General features: G+C 74.5%; 15 protein-coding genes. 6 read left to right on the top strand and 9 right to left on the bottom strand.

Annotated elements, in window-relative coordinates:
* Positions 1-54: 54 nt before the first annotated feature.
* Positions 55-675: a TetR/AcrR family transcriptional regulator gene (locus AB0H81_RS13345; protein ID WP_358373437.1), complete on the top strand. Its 621-nt coding sequence runs from the start codon at positions 55-57 to the stop codon at positions 673-675.
* 87 nt (positions 676-762) lie between these two features.
* A complete protein-coding gene (gene secY / locus AB0H81_RS13350; protein ID WP_358373438.1) occupies positions 763-2052 on the top strand; it encodes a preprotein translocase subunit SecY in 1290 nt (429 codons plus the stop codon).
* Positions 2053-2057: 5 nt separating this feature from the next.
* On the opposite strand, the gene AB0H81_RS13355 is transcribed toward secY, so the two are convergent.
* From AB0H81_RS13355 to AB0H81_RS13365, 3 genes are all read right to left on the bottom strand, one after another.
* Entirely contained in the window at positions 2058-2708 is a 651-nt protein-coding gene (locus AB0H81_RS13355; RefSeq protein ID WP_358373439.1) for a response regulator transcription factor, read from the bottom strand.
* Positions 2705-3928: a histidine kinase gene (locus AB0H81_RS13360; RefSeq protein ID WP_358373442.1), complete on the bottom strand. Its 1224-nt coding sequence runs from the start codon at positions 3926-3928 to the stop codon at positions 2705-2707. Before AB0H81_RS13360 ends, AB0H81_RS13355 begins: the two co-directional genes overlap by 4 nt.
* 258 nt (positions 3929-4186) lie before the next feature.
* Positions 4187-5083: an aryldialkylphosphatase gene (locus AB0H81_RS13365; protein WP_358373445.1), complete on the bottom strand. Its 897-nt coding sequence runs from the start codon at positions 5081-5083 to the stop codon at positions 4187-4189.
* Positions 5084-5244: 161 nt separating this feature from the next.
* Between AB0H81_RS13365 and AB0H81_RS13370 the strand changes: the two genes are divergently transcribed.
* Positions 5245-5700 carry a TIGR02611 family protein gene (locus AB0H81_RS13370; protein WP_358373447.1) on the top strand — a complete coding sequence of 152 codons (456 nt, stop codon included), beginning with the start codon at positions 5245-5247 and terminating at the stop codon, positions 5698-5700.
* Positions 5701-5758: 58 nt separating this feature from the next.
* Positions 5759-6811 (top strand): hypothetical protein, encoded by a 1053-nt coding sequence (locus AB0H81_RS13375; protein WP_358373450.1) that lies wholly within the window; start codon positions 5759-5761, stop codon positions 6809-6811.
* Between the two features lie 76 nt (positions 6812-6887).
* On the opposite strand, the gene AB0H81_RS13380 is transcribed toward AB0H81_RS13375, so the two are convergent.
* Positions 6888-7208 (bottom strand): co-chaperone GroES, encoded by a 321-nt coding sequence (locus AB0H81_RS13380; RefSeq protein WP_358373453.1) that lies wholly within the window; start codon positions 7206-7208, stop codon positions 6888-6890.
* Between the two features lie 83 nt (positions 7209-7291).
* Positions 7292-8332, bottom strand: coding sequence for an endonuclease/exonuclease/phosphatase family protein (locus tag AB0H81_RS13385; protein ID WP_358373456.1), 1041 nt, complete (start codon positions 8330-8332; stop codon positions 7292-7294).
* Between the two features lie 78 nt (positions 8333-8410).
* Here AB0H81_RS13385 and AB0H81_RS13390 point away from each other — a divergent pair, with 78 nt between their 5' ends.
* Entirely contained in the window at positions 8411-9664 is a 1254-nt protein-coding gene (locus AB0H81_RS13390) for an ArgE/DapE family deacylase (protein WP_358373459.1), read from the top strand.
* On the opposite strand, the gene AB0H81_RS13395 is transcribed toward AB0H81_RS13390, so the two are convergent.
* From AB0H81_RS13395 to AB0H81_RS13405, 3 genes are read right to left on the bottom strand one after another with little or no spacing between them, the layout of a single operon-like run.
* Positions 9661-10488, bottom strand: coding sequence for an ABC transporter ATP-binding protein (locus AB0H81_RS13395; protein ID WP_358373462.1), 828 nt, complete (start codon positions 10486-10488; stop codon positions 9661-9663). The two genes, AB0H81_RS13390 and AB0H81_RS13395, sit on opposite strands and share 4 nt — an antisense overlap.
* Complete coding sequence (locus tag AB0H81_RS13400) at positions 10488-11528, bottom strand: iron chelate uptake ABC transporter family permease subunit (RefSeq protein WP_358373465.1); 1041 nt, start codon at positions 11526-11528, stop codon at positions 10488-10490. The genes AB0H81_RS13395 and AB0H81_RS13400 overlap by 1 nt, the downstream gene beginning before the upstream one ends.
* A 49-nt stretch (positions 11529-11577) precedes the next feature.
* Positions 11578-12696: an iron chelate uptake ABC transporter family permease subunit gene (locus tag AB0H81_RS13405; RefSeq protein ID WP_358373468.1), complete on the bottom strand. Its 1119-nt coding sequence runs from the start codon at positions 12694-12696 to the stop codon at positions 11578-11580.
* A gap of 67 nt (positions 12697-12763) precedes the next feature.
* Here AB0H81_RS13405 and AB0H81_RS13410 point away from each other — a divergent pair, with 67 nt between their 5' ends.
* Positions 12764-13783 carry an ABC transporter substrate-binding protein gene (locus AB0H81_RS13410; RefSeq protein WP_358373471.1) on the top strand — a complete coding sequence of 340 codons (1020 nt, stop codon included), beginning with the start codon at positions 12764-12766 and terminating at the stop codon, positions 13781-13783.
* On the opposite strand, the gene AB0H81_RS13415 is transcribed toward AB0H81_RS13410, so the two are convergent.
* Positions 13767-15021 (bottom strand): helicase-associated domain-containing protein (locus AB0H81_RS13415; protein ID WP_358373474.1); only part of this gene is annotated, 1255 nt, incomplete at its 5' end. The genes AB0H81_RS13410 and AB0H81_RS13415 overlap by 17 nt on opposite strands.

Genomic DNA, 15021 nt, shown 5'->3' on the forward strand with positions numbered 1-15021 from the left:
CCCTTAGCTTTAGCTAATACCTGTAGCTAATCCTCATAGCGTAAGCTACATGACGTGGCTGACATTCCGGATCGCAGGGCCCGGCGCAGGGCGGAGACGCAGGACGAGATCCTCGGGCTGGCGCTCGGCGTGATGGCCGAGGAGGGCGTGGCCGGGCTGAGCCTGTCCACGGTCGCCCGGCGGCTCGGCGTCCAGCCGCCCTCGCTGTACCGGTACTTCCCGTCACGGACCGCCGTGTACGACGCGCTGTTCGAGCGCGGCCAGCGCCAGTACCTCGACGCGGTCCGCCGGGCCGCCGAGCCGCACCCGCCCGGGCTGCGCGCCCTCGGGGCCTCCTACGAGGCGGGCGCCCGGTGGATCATGGACAACCAGGTGCTCGCGCAGCTGCTGTTCTGGCGGCCGGTGCCCGGCTTCACGCCGTCCCCGCAGGCGTACGCGCCCGCGCTGGACATCCACGCGCACTTCGCCGGCCTGCTCGAGGGCGCGGTGGAGCGCGGCGAGCTGCACCCCGACGCGGCCGGCGACGACGGGCTCGCCCTGGCCGCGAGCCTGATCGCCGGCCTGGTGTCGCAGCAGCTCGCCAACGAGCCGGACGCGGGCTGCGCGGAGGGCCGCTTCACCCGGCTGGTCCCGCGCCTGCCCGACATCCTCGCCGCGGTCTACCCGCCTTCATGACGTGGGCCCGTGTACGCGGATCCGCGTACACGGGTGCATCGGCTGGGCGGACGACCCCCGGCCGGTCCCGGGCCAGACTCGGGAGCCATGCTCACTGTGCTGATCAGGGCGTTCCGGGTGCCGGAGCTCCGCAGGAAACTGCTGTTCACGCTGGGTCTGCTGGCGTTGTTCCGGCTCGGGCAGGTGCTGCCCGCGCCCGGGGTGGACGTGGTCGCGGTACGGCAGTGCCTGGGCACGGCGCGGGGCGGGCTGGTCGACATGCTGCAACTGCTCAGCGGCGGCGCCATGCTCAAGCTGTCGGTGTTCGCGCTCGGCGTCATGCCGTACATCACCGCGGGCATCGTCATGCAGCTGTTCACCGTGCTGGTGCCCCGGCTGGAGGCGCTGCGCAAGCAGGGACAGAACGGGCAGGCCAAGATCACCCAGTACACCCGTTACCTCACCGTCGGGATGGCCGTCCTCAACGCGACCACCGTCACGGCGCTGGCCCGCACCGGCAACCTGCTGCCGGGCTGCACGACGCCTCTGTTGCGCGACCAGAGCCTGCTCGGCGTCGCCGTCATCGTGGTGACCATGGTCGCGGGCACCTGCCTGGTCATGTGGCTCGGCGAGCTGATCACCGACCGCGGGATCGGCAACGGGATGTCGCTGCTGATGTTCACCCAGGTCGTGGCCGTCTTCCCGTCGTACATGTCGACGATCTTCATGGTGAGCCCGTTCTCGTTCGGGGTGATGCTGGTGACGGGCGTGTTCCTCGTCGCGGGCGTCGTGTACGTGGAGCAGGCGCAGCGCCGCCTGCCCGTGCAGTACGCCAAGCGCATGGTCGGGCGCCGCATGTACGGCGGGACCAGCACCTACATCCCGCTCAAGGTCAACCAGGCGGGCATCGTGCCGGTCATCTTCACCTCGTCGCTGCTCTACCTGCCGACCATGGCCGCGCCGCTGCTGGGGGACGCGGCCGGCGGATGGGTGTCGAGGGTCCTCGCCACGGGCACGCATCCGCTCTACCTGACCGCGTACGTGCTGCTGATCGTCGGGTTCGCGTACTTCTACGTGTCGATCACGTTCAACCCGGTGGAGGTGGCGGACTCCATGCGCAGGTACGGCGGGTTCGTGCCGGGGATCCGGCCGGGCGGGCCGACGGCCGGCTACCTCGCGTACGTGCTGTCGCGCCTGACCGCCGCCGGCGCGGCCTACCTCGGGGTGCTGGCGCTGCTGCCCCTGCTCGCGTTCATGATCCTCCGGGATCCGGGGACGCAGCAGAACTTCCCGTTCGGCGGCACCAGCGTGCTCATCATGGTGGGCGTGGGCCTGGAGACGGTCAAGCAGATCGAGGCGCAGCTCCAGCAGCGCAACTACGAGGGCTTCCTGCGCTGAGCCCGCTACCCCGGGACGGCCAGCCCCGCCCGCATGGCGAACACCACGAGCTGGGCCCGGTCGCGCGCCCCCAGCTTCACCATGGCCCGGCTCACGTGCGTGCGGACCGTGTCGGGGCTGATCACCAGCTCCCCGGCGATCTCCTCGTTGGACCGGCCGGTCGCCACCCACGCCACCATCTCCCGCTCGCGCGGGGTGAGCGTGTCCAGCCCGCGCACGGGCTCGGCGCCGCTCCGGCCGAACAGGGAGATGACCTTCCGGGTGATCGACGGGGACAGCAGCGCCTCGCCCGCCGCCACCACCCGCACCGCGTTCACCAGCTCGTCCGGGGCGCTGTCCTTGAGCAGGAAGCCGCTGGCGCCGGCCTGGAGGGCGGCGAAGACGTACTCGTCGACGGCGAACGTCGTCACCACCACGATCCGCGTGCCCGCCAGGCCGGGGTCGGCGGCGATGGCGCGCAGCGTGGCCAGGCCGTCCATGCCGGGCATCCGGATGTCGAGCAGCAGCACGTCGGGACGGGTACGGCGGAGCAGGTCGAGCGCGGCGGCGCCGTCGGCCGCCTCGCCGGCGAACTCCAGGTCGGGCTCGCGCTCCAGCAGCGCCCTCAGACCCATGCGCACGACGGCCTGGTCGTCGGCGACGGCGACCCGGATCACACGTCCTCCCCGGGAACCGTGCCCGTGGTCCTCGCGGGGAAGCGGGCGACGGCGGTTTCTCTGGCGGAGGCGGGCTCTGTGGGGATGGCTGTCTCTGTGGGGAAGCGGGCGAGGACGCGGAAGCCGCCGTTCTGGTGGGGGCCCGCGGTGAGGTGCCCGCCGAGCGCGGTCACCCTGGCGCGCATCCCGGCCAGACCGCGGCCGCCGGTGCCGGGCTCACTCCGATGTTCCGGTGTCCCGGCCGCGTGGTCGACGACTTCGACGACGTACGCGCCCGGCTCGCCGGACAGCGTGACCCGGGCCGTGGAGGAGGGGCCGGCGTGGCGCAGGACGTTGGTGAGGGACTCGCGTACGACGCGGTAGACGGCGTCCTGGAGGTGGGGCGGCACGGCGGGGCCGGCCGGCTCGACCTCCACACGCAGGCCGGCGGCCCGCACCCCGTCGACCAGCGCCCCGAGCCCGCCGTCCGCGTCGTGTGCGGAGTCCGTGCTGTACGGGGCTCGGGTGGCGGGGGCGCCAGGGCGGGGGTCCAGGCGGTCGAGGGCGGCGCGGAGCTGCGCCAAGGCGGTCAGGCTCGTCTCGCGGATGGCCTGTAACGAGACCCGCGCCTGCTCGGGGTCGTCGTCCAGGGTGACCAGGGCGACCCCGGCCTGCATGGCGATGGCCGCCAGCCCGTGGCCGGCGGCGTCATGCACCTCGCCCGCGATCCACGCCCGCTCCGCCGCGAACGCCTCCGGCCCCACCCCCGCGGACACGGCCTCCTGAGAGGGCGCGGACCGGAGGACGGTGGCGGGGGACAGGCGGGTCGCGGGCAGGCCCCACGCCTTGCCGGGCGCGGCGAAGCCGCGTGGAGCGACCAGCGAGGCGGTCTCGGCGAAGGCGGGCGGCGAGGGAGTCCCGGTGAGGGCAGCCGGGGCGGCCGTCTCGGCGGCGGTTCCGCGTGGGGTGGGTGGGGAGGCGGCCTCGGTGGCGGCCGGAGCCGGAGGGAGACCGGCCTCGGCGGCGGCGGCGGCGGCGCGCGCCTGGGCGAGACCGCTGAACGACCACGGGACCGCCAGCCAGCCGGCCCACGCCAGCATCACCACGACGGGCACGTCGCCCAGCCGCGCGAGCGCCCCGCCCGACCGGCGTGCCGTGCCCATTCGTGTCGTGCCCAGGCGTGACAGCCGCGCGAAGCGCCCGCGCGACCGGCCGCCGCTGTGCGTCTCCTCGCTCACCATCCCCCACCCGGCCAGGCTCGTATCGCCTCGATCCTAGCCATCTCCGACCCTCCGGACGTCCGATCCCGGCGCCGGGAGCCCGCCCGGGCGGCTGGGCGGCGGCGGGTCAGGCGGCCGGGCAGCGTGGGCGGTCGGCCGGCAGTGAGGGACCGGGCAGTGAGGGGCCGGCCAGTGGGAGTCAGTGGGCACCGGGGAGACGGGGGGCGGGGGAGGGGCCGGGCGGCGGGACAGGGGGAAGGCCGGGCGGGGCGGTGGCGGTCAGGAGGCGCCGGAGGTGAGCCAGCGCAGCGGGTTGCCGTGGGTGACGAGCCGGATCGTGTCCTCGTCCACCCCGGCCTCGCGCAGACGCGGCAGCACCGCGTGGAACAGGTGCGCGTACCCCGGCCCCTCGTACTTGGCGAGCTGCGACACCCGGCTCGTCCCCGTGCTCAGCAGCAGCCGCTCCGCGTGTCCCTCCTCGATGAGGCCGAGCGCGACCCGGACGGCGGCGTCCACGCCGGCGCCGAGGGCGGTGACGCTCACGTACGCGCCCGTCTCGGCGATCTTGCGCGCGTCGGGCAGGTCGGAGCCCGCGTACCCGGCGGCGACCCGCGAGGCGGGCAGCCCCTGGGCGAGCAGGATCTCCAGCACCCCGAGCGCGTCGCGGCCGTGGGTGGCGACCGGGAGGCGGGTGGCCATCGAGGCGTGGGCGGCGGCGATGAGGGCGCGCTCCTCGGCGGGCGTGGGCTCGGCGCCCCAGCAGCCGACCTCGCCGATCACTCCGGGGAACACGCCGGTCCCGTCGAGGCCGTTCGAGATCTCGTCCATGAGCAACCGGGTGAGCGTGTGCACGTCCGCGTCGCGCGCCGGGGAGAACGGCTGGCTGAACACGCCGGTCGAGGCGACCACCGGCACCCGCGCGGCGGCGGCGAGGCGGGCCAGCCCGGCGGCGTCGCGGCCCATGCCGAGGCAGGTGAGCTCGACGACGAGGTTCAGCCCCTCCGACCGGCGCAGGTCGAGGAGCTCGTCGGTGACCGTGTGCTCCTCGTCGAGCCAGCGGTGCGGGTCGGAGTCGATGCCGACCGCCCAGCGCATGTCGGTGCGCAGGTGCTCGTGGGGGAGGACGGCGCCGTCCACCGAGGCGGCGCGGATGGGGCCGGTGACTGTACGAAGCATGACCTCGGGCATAGCGCACATTAACCGATGTTTGACAGATAGTGCGGCTAAGGCGGGAGATTTTACTTTCGGCCGGGTATATAGATCATTATACTTCCGGTCACATATGTCCGAATGGCCGGCCGTATCCTTGGGGGCACGACCGAACGTCCGGGGGGACAGTGCCGATCCACGACTCAGAGACCGGGGACGCCGACGCGGTGAAGGACGAGGCCGCGCTCGCCTCCGACATGCCCGCACGCCGCGGCGGCCTGCACGGCTGGCTGGACGGCGTCCGCTCCACGCGCACGGGCGCCCTGACCCTCAAGATCGTCATCGGCGTGATCGGCGCCGTCATGGTCGTGGGCGGCCTCATCATGGTGCCGTTCCCGGGGCCGGGCTGGCTCGTGGTGTTCGCGGGGCTGGCCGTGCTCGCCACGGAGTTCCACTGGGCGCGGCGGGTGCTGGAGTTCGGCAAGCGCACCCTGCACGCCTGGACCGAGTGGTACAAGCGACAGGGCTGGGCCGTGCGCATCGTCGTCCTGCTCGTCACCGTGGCCGCCGCCGCCACGATCGTGTACTTCGGCATGAAGGCGGTCGGCGTCGACCTGCTCCTGCTGAGCCGGCGGTTCTTCTGAGCCGCCCCGCCGCCGGCGCCATACCGGGCCGGTATCGCCCGGGATATCGCGCCGCCCGGTGTCTAGTGTGCGGGGCGTGCCCGCCTACGCCGCCGCCGCGCTCTCCCTGACGCTCCTCACCGCGCCGAGTATCACGGCGCCGAACCTCACCACGCCGGACCGCACGGCGCTCGCCGCCACAGCGTCCGCCCCGAGCACCGCCTTCACCCCGACGCCCACCCCGGCGCCGACCGACACCGCCGGGCGGGCCGCCGCGGCCCTGCCGCTGCCGGGCATCGGTGTGACGTACCGGCAGCAGAGCGGCGATCCCGTACGCCTCAGCGCGTACGGGCTCGGCACCAGGGCAACGTACGTGCGTGCCCGCACCGGTGACGCGTTCACCGTGCGGGCGGGCGTGTCGGAGGCCGCGGTGTCGCCCGACGGGCGCACCCTCGCCATGGTCCCCACGGCTTACCGGGCCGGCAAGGACGCCCTCCTCCTCGGCGACCGGACCACGGGCGCGCTGCGGCGCGTCCCGACCGTCGCCAAGCCGCTCGCCGCCTCCTCCGTCGCGTGGTCCCGGGACGGCAGGCGGGTCGCCCTGACCGTCGAGCGCAAGGCCGGCGGGTCCTGGCGTGCCGCCGGTTTCACCGTCGTGGACGTGGCGGCCGGCACCGCCCGCACGGTCACGGTCGCCGGCCTCGACGCGCGCGCGGCGTTCACCTGGACGCCCCGGGGCGACCTGATCGCGAGGCACGGCGACGGGCTGCGCGCCTATCGCGCCGCCGACGGCGCCGTCCTCACCACCCACGCCACGCTCGGCCGGCCCGCCGGTCCCGAGGATCCCTACTCGCCGTCCGGCCGCCGCCTGGCGCTGTGGTGCCCGCCGCGCTCCGCCGAGCGGCTCTGCGTCGCCGACCCGGCCACCGGCCGGATCATCAAGCGCGTCGCGGTACGGCCGGCCGCGCTGTTCGGCTGGTGGGACGAGGACCACGTCATCGCCGTCATGCCCCAGGGCGGCGCCTACCGGCTGACCGTGGTGGGCCTGGACGGCAGGGCGACACGCGCGCTGGCCGTCATCCCGGCGCGCGCGTGGACCGCCGAACTGTGGCTGACCTTCAACCGCGCCTGACCTTCAACCGCGCCTGATCAGCCGACCGCGCCTGATCGGCCAATTCCGCGTGATCAGGCTTCCGGCGGGCGCGGGATCAGAGGTAGAGCCCCGTGCCGTGGTCGGTCTCCTGCGTGGCCACCGCGTGCAGGTCGCGCTCACGCATCACCAGGTAGACCTGGGTGTGCAGCTCCACCTCGAACTGGTCCTCCGGGTTGAGCAGCACCTTGTCGCCCACCTTGACCGAGCGCACGTTGGACCCCACGCCGCAGACCTCTCCCCAGGCCAGCCGGTTGGCGAGCTTGACGGTCGCCGGGATCACGATCCCCGAACCGCTCCGGCGCTCCTCGGCATTCTGCTCCAGCCGGATCATCACCCGGTCGTGCAGCATCTGAATCTCGAACTTGGGCTCTGCCACGGGCCAAGTTTACGATCCACCGGGAGGCCGCCGCGCCCCACCAGCACTTTCATGATCGGTGAGACGCCGGCTCGGGCGTGGGGTCAGCGAAGGGTCAGTTCGGCGAAGACGGGACGGTGGTCGCTGCCCGCCAGCGCGTGCACGCCGTACCCGCGCACCGACACCCGTTCCGGCACGAGCACGTGGTCGATCGTCACGCCGGGCAGGCCGTGCCATGCGCGCGCCGGCCAGGTCGGCGTGAGCCCGCGCCCGGTGGCGTCGGCCGCGTCCCGGTAGCCGGAGGCCAGCAGGTGGCGCAGCGGCAGGTGGTCGAGGGTCGCGTTGAAGTCCCCGGCCAGCACCCGCAGGGTTCCGTCGGCGCGGGGGAGCGCGTCCAGCTCGCGCCGCCAGCACGGCCGGGTCTCGGAGACGTGAACGGCGCACGGGTGCACGGACACCATCTCCACCCGCGTGCCGCCCGGAAGCTCCAGCATCCCGGCCACCTGCTCGAACGTGCTCGGCGGCGGTCCCGCGGCGGGGGTCAGCCGGTGACGCGCGTACAGCGCCGACCCGGCCGCGCCGGTTTCGGGACGCGCGACCACGTACGGCAGGGCGCGGCGCAGCCCGGCCCGCTCCAGCCGCTCCTTCGCCTCGGACGTCAACTCCTGGAGCGCCAGGACGTCGGGGCGCAGCCGCTCCACCAGCGCCACGAGGCCCGCGGGGTCGGCCGAGCCGACGAGCAGGTTCGCGCTCAGCACCCGCAACTCCGCCGCACCCGCGTGTTCCGGCCGTCCCGCGCTCAGGACGCGCGGCGCCGCTCCGATCGTGTCCTCACGGCGTTCCGCGCTCGGCACTCGGGGCCCCGGGCCGTCCGTGTCGCCGTCCGCGAACGCCCTGGGCAGCACGGCGACACCCAGTCCCATGGCCGCCACCAGGGCCAGCGCCGCCGGCACCCGCAGCCGCAGGAGCCCCGCGACCAGCAGTACCACCACCGCCGCGCCCCCCGCGTACGGCGTGAACGCCACCACCGGAACCCACGGCCAGCCCGGCTCGAACCCGCTCCACCGCACCGCCGCCCACCCCGCCAGCGCGGCCCCAGGAACCCCCGTCACGATCCCGGCCGCGATCCTCATCCATCGCCGCACATCGGCACCTCCCCCCTGTATCGCCACCGCGCCCGGTCCGGGTTCATGGCGGGGGCGGGGCGTGGCTAGGGTTGCCTCATGCGCGACGTGGAAGCCCGGGTCCTGGACGCCGTCGACGATCCCGGCACCGTGAGCCTGCTGACCGAGACGGTCAGGGTGCCCAGCATCACGGGAACCGACGCCGAGTCGGAGCTCCAGCACCGCTTCGCCCGGCTGCTCGCAGAGGCCGGCCTCGACGTCGACGTGTGGAAGATCGACATCGACGGGCTGCGGGCCCGCGAGGACTTCCCCGGTACCGAGGCGCCCCGCACGGAGGCGTACGGCGTGGTGGGCGTCACCGGCGGCGAGGGCGTGCCCGCGCTGGCGCTCCAGGGCCACGTCGACGTCGTGCCGACCGGCGACCTGGCCAAGTGGGAGGGCAACGACCCGTTCGCCGCGCGGATCGTGGGCGACACCCTCCACGGCCGGGGCGCCTGCGACATGAAGGCCGGCCTGGTCGCCAACCTCGCCGTCGTCCGCGCCCTGCGCACGGCCGGGGTGAGCCTGGTCCGGCCGCTGGCCGTCCACTGCGTGATGAGCGAGGAGGACGGCGGTCTCGGCGCGTTCGCCACGCTGGCCCGGGGCCACACCGCCGAGGCGGCCGTCCTCACCGAGCCGACCAGCGGCACCGTCATCACGGCCAACGCGGGCGCGCTGACCTTCCGGCTGGAGGTCCCCGGCCGGGCGGCCCACGGCGCCACCCGGACCGAGGGGGTCAGCGCCGTCGAGGTGTTCTGGCCGGTGTTCGAGGCGCTGCGGCGGCTGGAGGAGGACCGCAACCGCGACGTGCCGCCCCTGTACGGCGACAACGCGCTGCCGTACCCCATCGAGATCGGCACCGTGCGGGCCGGCGACTGGGCGAGCACGGTGCCCGACCTGCTGGTCGCCGAGGGACGGCTCGGCGTCCGGCTCGACGAGGACCCGGCCGACGCGCGCGCCGCGCTGGAGGAGGCGGTGCACGGGGCGGCGAGCCCCTGGCTGCGGGACAACCCGCCGGTGGTGACGTGGCCGGGCGGCCAGTTCGCCAGCGGGCGCCTGCCCGAGGGGCATCCGCTGCTGGGCGAGGTGAACCGGGCGGTCGCCGACGTCTCGGGCGCCTGGCCGCGCGAGGCCGCCGCGCCGTACGGGAGCGACCTGCGGCTCTACACGGCGGGCGGCATCCCGTCGCTGCACTACGGGCCGGGGGACGTGCGGTTCGCGCACGCCCCGAGGGAGCAGGTGGAGCTGGCGGAGCTGCGCGAGGTGACCCGCGCCCTCGCCCTGCTCGCCGTCCGCCTCTGCGGCGTCCGCTAGGGCCCCTCCACGAGGACGGTCGGGGCGGGGGCGCGGCGGCGGGCCTCCGGGATGATGAGCGGGGTGCCCGACTGCGGATCGGCGATGATCTCGCAGCGCAGGTCGAACACCCGCTCCACCAGCTCGGGCGTCACGATCGCCGACGGGTCGCCCTCGGCGACGATCCGGCCGTCGCGCATGACGACGAGGTGTGTGGCGTAGCGGCACGCCTGGTTGAGGTCGTGCAGCACGGCGACCATCGTGCGGCCCGCCTCGTGCAGGTCGGCGCACAGGTCCAGCACCTCGATCTGGTGCGCGATGTCGAGGAACGTCGTCGGCTCGTCCAGCAGCAGGATCGGCGTCTCCTGGGCCAGCGCCATGGCCAGCCACACCCGCTGCCGCTGCCCGCCCGACAGCTCGTCCACGATCCGCTCGGCCAGCTCCGTCACGTCGGTGGCGCGCATCGCCTCGGCCACCGCGGCCTCGTCCGCCCGTGACCACTGCCGCATCAGCCGCTGGTGCGGGTAACGGCCCCGGGCCACCAGGTCGGCCACGGTGATGCCGTCGGGCACGATCGAGCTCTGCGGCAGCAGCCCGAGCCGGCGGGCCACCTCCTTGGACGGCAGCGAGGTGATCACGCTGCCGTCGAGGTGGACGGCGCCCTTCCGCGGCTTGAGCATGCGGGCGAGGGCGCGCAGGAGCGTGGACTTGCCGCAGGCGTTCGGGCCGATGATCACGGTGAACGACTCGTCGGGGATCGTCACGTCCAGGTCCTCGGCGACCACCCGCTGGTCGTAGGCGAGCGTCAGGCCGGAGCCCGACAGCCGGGCGGCGGACTCGGGCATCAGTGGCGGTCCTTTCGCAGGAGGAGGGCGAGGTAGACGCCGCCGATCGCGGCGGTGAGCACCCCGACGGGGAGCTGCGCCGGCGCGAGCACCCGTTGCGCCGCGAGGTCGGCGCCCGTCAGGAGGACGGCGCCCGTGAGCGCCGAGGCCGTCATGGTGACGCCGGGGGAGCGGGCCAGCCGCCGGGCGAGCTGCGGGGCGGCCAGCGCGACGAAGACGACGGGACCGGCGGCGGCCGTGGCCACGCCGCACAGCAGTACCCCGGCGACGACGGCCGCCGCCCGCACGCCTTCCACGTTGATCCCCATGGCGCGGGCCGCGTCGTCGCCCATCTCGATCATCCGCATGGGCCGCGACACGTACGCGCAGACCGGCAGCAGCACGACGACGGCCACGCCGACCGGGATCGCGTGGTCCCAGCCGCGGCCGCTCAGGCTGCCGGTGAGCCAGGCGCCGGCGGTGGCGGCGTCGTTGATGTTGGCCCGAGTCAGCAGGTACGAGTTGACCGCGATGAGCAGCGCGTTCGCGCCGATGCCGACGAGCACGAGCCGGTAGCCCTGCACCCCGCGCCGGAAGGCCAGCCCGTACACCAGCAGGGCCGTGGCCACGCAGCCGGCCAGCGCGCCGCCCGCGATGTGCGCGGCCGTGCCGCCGGAGACGACGGCGAGGATGCCGCCCGTCGAGGCGCCCGCGGTGAACCCGATGAAGTCGGGGCTGCCGAGCGGGTTGCGGGTGAGGCTCTGGAAGATCGCGCCGCTCATCCCGAACGCCGCGCCGACCAGCAGGCCGGTGACGACCCGGGGGGCGCGCAGCTTGCCCACGATGAGCTCGGCGACGGGCGTGCCCTGCCCGAACAGGGCGTGCAGCACGTCCGGCACGGGGACGGTGAACTCGCCGGTGGAGATCGCCAGCACGGCCACCGCGAACCCGGTGACGACGAGCCCGACGCAGGCGGTCAGCGCCCGGGGCGCCGGCCGTACCGACCAGGACCCGACGCGCACCACCCGCCGGGGCCGGCCGGGAGGGGAGGACAGGGTCACGGAAGGTCTCCTGCGCGGGATCGTACGGGGCATCTTTCTGAACGGGAGGTCACAGGGCGGCGAGCCTCCGGCGCCGGGCCATCAGCATGAAGACCGGGGCGCCGAGCAGCGCGCACATGATGCCCACCTGCACCTCACCGGGCCGGGCGACGAGCCGCCCGATCACGTCGGCCGCCAGCAGCAGCGCCGGCGCGGCGATCGCCGAGTACGGCAGCACCCACCGCTGGTCGCCGCCGACGAGCGCGCGCACGGCGTGCGGCACCGCGAGGCCCACGAACCACAGCGGCCCGGCCGCCGCGGTCGCCGACCCGCAGAGCAGCGTCACGGCCACCCCGGCGAGCACCCGGGTCCGGCCGACGGCGACGCCCAGCGCCCGGCCGGCGTCGTCGCCGAGCGCCAGCATGTTGAGCGGCCGCGCCAGCATCAGCCCGAGGACGACGCCCGCCACCATGAACGGCGCCAGCCGCGTCAGCGTGCCCGAGTCCTGCCCGGCCAGCGACCCGGTCAGCCAGAACCTCATCCGGTCGAACGTCTTGGCGTCGATGCGCAGCAGCGCCGAGCACGCGGCCGTGAAGGCCATGCCCACGGCCACGCCCGCCAGCGCCAGCCGTACCGGGGCCGAGCCCGACCGGCCCGCCGATCCCAGCGCGTAGACGAGCACGGAGGCCACGGCCGCGCCCGCGAACGCGAACCACACGTACACGGCGGGGTCGGACACCCCGAGGAGTGCGAGCGCCACGGTGACGCCGAGGGCGGCGCCCTCGTTGATCCCGAGCAGGCCGGGGTCCGCGAGGGGGTTGCGGGTGAGGCTCTGCATGATCGCCCCGGCCAGGCCGAGCGCGGCGCCCACGCCGATGCCGAGCAGCGTGCGGGGGACCCGGAGCTCGCGGATCACGGCGTGGTCGCTGGAGGCGTCGGGCGCGAGGAAGGCGTCGATCACCGTGGGGAGCGGTACGGACCGGGCGCCCAGCGCCACGCTGGCCAGTGCGACGAGCACCAGCACGCCGAGCGCCGCCACCAGTCCTCCGGCGAGGAGGGCTGCCCGCCGCCGCCCCGTCCTCCCGGCGTCCGGGCCGTCCTCCACGTCACCGACGGCGTCGTACGGGCGGGCCGTCCCGGTCGGCGGCTCGGTCTGCTTGGCCGGGCGCACCCGCCCCCCTCTCGTCACGGTCAAACTAAGGTAAGGCTAATCTCATCACGATCGATGAAGGTAAGCCTAACCTCAGGAGATGGAAATGTCCGAACCGGTACTGGCCCGCAGGGGCTTCCTCGCGGCGGCCGCGGGCCTGGCGGCGTCGCTGACCCTGGCGGCGTGCGGGTCCGGCACCGGAACGAAGGCCACCCCCTCGGGCGGGTCGCCCGCCCCGAGCGGATCCGCCGGCGGCGCCTGGACGTTCACCGACGACCGCGGCCGGAAGCTGGAGCGCCCGCAGCGGCCCGCGCGCATCGTGGCCCAGGTCGGCTCGGCCGCCGCGCTGTGGGACTTCGGGGTGCGGCCGGTGGCGGTGTTCGGCCCGCACAAGCTCAAGGACGGCGGCAAGGACCCGCAGGCCGGGAACGTCGACATCACCAAGGTCGAGGGCCTCGGCAACGTGTGGGACGAGTTCAACGTCGAGAAGTACATCACGCTCCAGCCCGACCTGCTGGTCAGCAACATGTACGTGAAGGACACCCTCTGGTACGTCCCGGAGAAGTCCAAGGACACCATCGAGCAGGTGGCCCCCACGGCCGGCATCATGCTGACCGGCAAGAGCGCCACCGAGGTGATCGGCCGCTACGAGGCCCTCGCCACCTCCCTCGGCGCCGACCTGCGGGGGGTGCCCGAGGCCAAGGCCCGGCTGGAGGCCGCCTCGAAGGAGCTGGCCGCGTTCAAGGACCTGAAGATCCTCATGGTGTCGGGCGGGGCCGACGCGTTCTGGGTGGTCAACCCGCCGGAGTACCCTGACATCGTCCACCTGACCGCCAACGGCCTCGACGTCGTCAAGCCGTCCAAGGTGGACGAGGGCGGCTTCTTCCAGACGCTGAGCTGGGAGAACGCCGACACCTACGACGCGGACGTCATCCTGTACGACACCCGCAGCCAGGCGCTCCAGCCCCCGGAGATGATGAAGAAGCCGACCTTCGCCAAGCTCCCCGCGGTCAAGGCGGGGCAGCTCTACCCGTGGCAGGCCGAGACGCCGTTCAGCTACCAGGGCTACGCGGCCTTCGTCGAGGGGCTCGTGGCCAACCTCAAGAAGGCTAGTAAGCTCCCCTGACCTCGACGATCTCGCCCAGCGGGAACTCGAGGTAGTCGCCCGCCTCCTCGCACCAGGCGTCGAGCGCGCCGCCCTTGAGCTCGCCATGGCTGATGGTGGCGGTCAGGCCGCCGGTCAGCGTGATGCCGGCCCGCACGCCCCGGTCGACCACGAACCCCAGCAGCGACTGCTGCTCGGTGGGCAGCCGGGTCGCCATCCGCCCGATGACGGCCCAGGTGCGGCCGGCCGGCTGCGGGCTCTGACCGGCCGCGACCAGCCGGCGGGCGTGCTCGTACGGGTCGGGCGCGGGGTCGGCCACGATGTGCGCGAGGCCGTCGGGCCCGGCCAGCGCGGCGGCCCCCGGCGGGACGGGCCGTTCCGGCAGCTCGGCCACCTGGCCCCCGGGCAGCAGGATCAGCTTGCCGCCCGCGGGCGGCTCCTCGGGGCGGACCCGCCGGATGGTGATCTCGCCGGTGTCGGCGACGGGCACCGGGGCGTAGCCGTTGTCGCGCAGGGTGGCCAGCGTGCGCCCGGCGTCGGCCGAGCCGACCAGCACCGTGGGGGCGAGCAGCCGCAGCCCGAGGCGGGCCAGCCGCCGGTTGGCGGCGATCTCGGCGAGCAGCGCCGGGTCGGACGCCTGCACCACGCAGCCGACCGTGGTCACGGTCACCTCGCCGTGGCGGCGGGCCACGTCGCGCACGAGGTACTCCAGCGGCTGCGGCACCGTGCCGACCGTGGCCAGCTCCTCCAGCAGCTCGTCGGCGTCGTGGCCGTGGTCGAGCGCGCCGCGCACGCTCGCGGGCGTGAACCGCCACACCGAGGCCGCCCCGCGCGACTCGCGCTCGGCGACGCGGTCGAGCAGCGCGGCCAGCTCGGCCGCGGGCGGCCCGGTGACCACCGCGGTCAGGTCGGGGCCGAACAAGGCGCTCCTGCGCACGCTGGCCAGCGCCCGCGTGGAGGCCTCCACCAGGATCGGGTCGTGCTCGACGAGGGGCACGACCTCGTCGTTCTCGTCGCCCGCGTGCGCGGCGAGGCCGGCCAGGGCCCGGCCGAGGTCGGTGAGCGAGTCGTTGGCCAGCAGGCCGAGCAGCCGCGCCTCCTCCAGCGCCGCCGTGGCGCACTCGCCGAGCAGCTCCTGGTCGAGCAGCGGCGCGTGCCAGTGCACGTTGGCCACCAGGCCGGCGCGGTCGGCGAACGCGGTGCCCGACGGCAGGTGCGCCAGCACCGGCAGCACCGCCCGGCGGATGCGGGCCACGGCC

Source organism: Nonomuraea sp. NPDC050691, from assembly GCF_040654455.1.
In the GTDB taxonomy this organism is placed as follows: domain Bacteria; phylum Actinomycetota; class Actinomycetes; order Streptosporangiales; family Streptosporangiaceae; genus Nonomuraea.